This window comes from Bellilinea sp., assembly GCF_034432615.1.
Lineage (GTDB): Bacteria > Chloroflexota > Anaerolineae > Anaerolineales > Anaerolineaceae > Bellilinea.
Window position 1 is genome coordinate 1 of the sequence record NZ_DAOUBL010000102.1, and the last position, 3,436, is coordinate 3,436.

At 52.6% G+C, this 3,436-nt stretch carries 4 protein-coding genes and 1 pseudogene; all 5 read right to left on the bottom strand.

All coding sequences use genetic code 11. The features are described 5' to 3' along the window. Window positions 1-528, bottom strand: a pseudogene (locus tag VAE48_RS04655) (hypothetical protein); the annotation flags it as partial. A gap of 21 nt (window positions 529-549) precedes the next feature. After that, window positions 550-1,338 carry a glycoside hydrolase family 16 protein gene (locus VAE48_RS04660; protein WP_322792158.1) on the bottom strand — a complete coding sequence of 263 codons (789 nt, stop codon included), beginning with the start codon at window positions 1,336-1,338 and terminating at the stop codon, window positions 550-552. After that, window positions 1,322-2,155, bottom strand: a complete 834-nt coding sequence (locus VAE48_RS04665) for a glycoside hydrolase family 16 protein (protein WP_322792159.1) — start codon at window positions 2,153-2,155, stop codon at window positions 1,322-1,324. Before VAE48_RS04665 ends, VAE48_RS04660 begins: the two co-directional genes overlap by 17 nt. Before the next feature lie 19 nt (window positions 2,156-2,174). Further along, the gene (locus tag VAE48_RS04670) at window positions 2,175-3,020 is read right to left on the bottom strand and encodes a carbohydrate ABC transporter permease (RefSeq protein ID WP_322792160.1); all 846 of its coding nucleotides are present in this window, start codon (window positions 3,018-3,020) and stop codon (window positions 2,175-2,177) included. After that, on the bottom strand, window positions 3,017-3,436 hold a 420-nt coding region (locus tag VAE48_RS04675), incomplete at its 5' end, for a sugar ABC transporter permease (protein WP_322792161.1). The genes VAE48_RS04670 and VAE48_RS04675, both read right to left, overlap by 4 nt.

Below are 3,436 nucleotides of genomic sequence, written 5' to 3' on the forward strand. Positions count from 1 at the left end.
ATTTTTCAACTGGCTGGTGTTGCGCAGCCAGGCTGTTTTGACAAAACCGAACCGGTCGCTGGTGCGCCAGGCATAGCGAAATACCAGTTCCAGCGAGTGGTTGATTTCCTCAAAAACCAACGCTGTGCCGGGAATGTTCTTGTACAGGTTGCGCTCGACATGGTACTGCCCCTGCTGACGAATGGAAAACGGCTCCCAAAGCCAGGTTTGTGCCCCTCGTGTCACCCGGATGATGGTCTTTGCGCCGGTGTTTTCGCTGTTTTCGGTGATTTTATCCTCGGTGTAATAGGGGAACAAGGCATTGTCGGCGTTGACACGTCCGGCAGTGAGACCGCCGGTCGAAGCAATAAACAACCAGTGGTCAGCGCCGCTGACGATGCTCATAAAAAAGGGCGGCATGGCATCATAATGCTGAATTTTGTAATACATTTCACCCAGCATCGTCACATATCCCCCGATAGGTTCAACCGGCGGAGGCGCAAGCAGGGTTTCTCCAAGATAGGTGGGGACATGTTTGGAAGTCAGCATGGCAGATTCTCCATCCTGCGCTCAAAGGGTGGTTATTTTGACCCAATCCACCAGAAAGCGCACGTGGTTATTTTGAATTTCCTGTACGGCAGGGGAGGGCAATCCATAATAGGGTTGATGGATGCCGTTGGTTTTATAGGGATAGGTACCACCCAGAGCAAGGTTGAGGATCAGGAATTTTTCGCTGTTAAATACCCACGGCCCGAAAAAGGTAACCATTGGGCGGGTGATTCGATAAATCAACTCATCATCCACAAAGAACAACAACTTCTCTGGCGTACACTCGGCGGTGTAGATGTGCCATTCGGCAATGCTATCCGGCGGCTGAAAATACTTTTTATTGACCAGACCGGCCTCACCGGAGTAATTCGGACCGTGAGCGGCTGCACTGACCCAGTCCGGCTCGCCCACTGCCTCCATGATGTCAATTTCGCCGCAGGCCGGCCACTCCCCCCCGTTGCCCAGTACCCAAAATGCCGGCCAGACCCCGCTAACCGCCGGTGTCTTCAAGCGGGCCGAAACCCGCCCATAGCGAAAAGTGAATTTGCCGCGGGTGTGCACCCGTCCGGAAACAAAATCAAAAGGCGTACCTTGCGGAGTGGTGAAACCGGGGCGGTAGTGAGCCTGCAGAACCAGTGCACCGTTGCAGTCTGCTTCGCTATGCGAAATATAGACGGTTTCGGGCGAATCAATGTAAGCCTGCTGCTCATTGTTGTAAATTTTGCCTGTAACCTCTACATTCCAGACATCCCGATTGAGATGGGCAGCGGTGAAATCGTCAAAGAAGAGTGTTTCAGGGCTGTTTTTCATAAACTCTCACGTAATCCACCAGATATTGTGCCGGGAAAACCGTTTGAGGGCTGACCATGCCGCCCAGGGTGCCGCCAACCGCCAGGTTGATGATGAAGAAAAACGGCTGATCGAATACCCACGGGCGGCTGCCCACATCTTCCCGTGTAACGGTGTGGTAGGCTTCACCATCGTAAAACCAGGTGATTTGATTTTCATCCCACTCGATGGCAAAGGTGTGGAAGTCATCGGCAATGTTGTAGGTTTGACGGTTCCATTTGCTGATGCCCAACGCACCGGAATACCCGGGGCCGTGCAGCGTCCCCAAAATGAGGTCGGGTTCTTTGCCAAGATATTCCATGATGTCAATTTCACCGCAATCCGGCCAGCCCACCTGTTTAAAATTCGAACCCAGCATCCAGAAAGCCGGCCAAAAACCCTTGCCTTCCGGCACTTTCAGACGGGCTTCCAGCCGCCCGTACTGAAATTCACGCAAACCTTCGCTTTTCAAACGGGCTGAGGTGTAATAAGAACCGCCGTACTTTTCCTGACGCGCCTCAATTACCAGAAAGCCGTTCTCGAGGCGGGCATTTTCCGGGCGGTCGGTGTAGTACTGCATTTCACCATTGCCCCAGCCGTGCCCGCCAATATCGTAGGTCCAGTTGGTGCGGTCAATCTGCTCGCCGTCAAATTCATCATGCCAGGTCAGCGTCCAGCCTTCCAGGGTCGGAATGGGTGTGGGAGCCGGGGTGGCAGGCGCGGCTGGCGCGCAGCCGGTGCTGCTCACCACCAGCAACAGGCAAAGCAGTGCGGTGAAAATAGAATGGGTGCGATTCATGACCATTTCCTCTAGAGGTCTATCCTTTGACCGAACCGGCCGTCAAACCGGAGACAATATAACGCTGCAGGAACAGGAACAAAACCAGCATGGGCAGAGTCAGCAGTAATACCGCAGCAGCCAGGGTTGGCCAGTTGCTGCCATACACACCCTGGAAGACGATCAAACCGCGGGTGATGGGGTAGTACTGCTTGCTGGTCAGGTAAATGGTTGGGGCAATCAGTTCATTCCAGATGCCAATGGCGTGCAGAACGATTACGGTGGCAATCGCCGGGCGGATGAGCGGCAATACAATAGACCAGACAAAGCGGGCATAGCCGCAGCCGTCAATCGCGGCAGCCTCATCCAGCTCTTTTGGAATGGTTTTGATGTAATTGACGAGGATCACAATCCCAATTGGATTGACCAGGAACAACATGATGTAACCAATCGGGTTGTTATACAGCCCCAAATTCAGAATCAGCTGGAATTGCGGGATGAGCGCGGGAGGCAGAAAGAGGGCAATGACAAACAACGTCAAAATGACACCCGAGTATTTGACATAGCCGCGCGCAATTGGAAAAGCCACAAAAACGGCAGTGAGTATGTAAATGGTGGTCGCCGAAACGGTGTAAATAATCGAATTCAGCAGATATTGGGGAAAATTGGCTTTTACCCACGCTTCGCGGAAGTTTTCAAAATGCAGTTCGGTTGCCAGCGATGTGGCGTCCTTCATGAAAGAGGGCATCGTTTTCAGGGAGGTATTCACCAGCATCAGGATTGGCCCAATATAAAGCAAAGCAAAGAAAATCATCACCAGATAGGAACCAATCACATCCCAACGAATTCTTCGGGAGACAAATTTTCCGGCTGTTTGAGCGCTCATCCTAATATCCTCTTTTCTCTGCGCTGCAGAAAAGTTTGAAGCGTCAGACCAATGACCAGCACCAGCAGGAACAAGACAATGGAAGCCGCGGCAGCATAGCCCTGCCGGAAACTGGAGGTAACACTGCCCGAGGTTTGACCAAAGCCGGTAGCATAGATGAGATAACCGAGCACCTGCGTGCCGTTGCGATACCCCACCAGAACAAGGAACAGCTGCCAGGCCTGCAAACTGCCAATCGCATTCAGCAACAGATTGGTATTTACACTGGGGGTGAGCAGCGGCCAGGTCACGTTTTTAAAAACCTGCCAGGTGTTTGCCCCGTCAATCCGTGCCGCTTCATACAACTCGCCAGGGATCGTTTGCAAACCAGCGATGAAAATCATCATGGTGATGCCCATGTTTGCCCAGATTTGCAC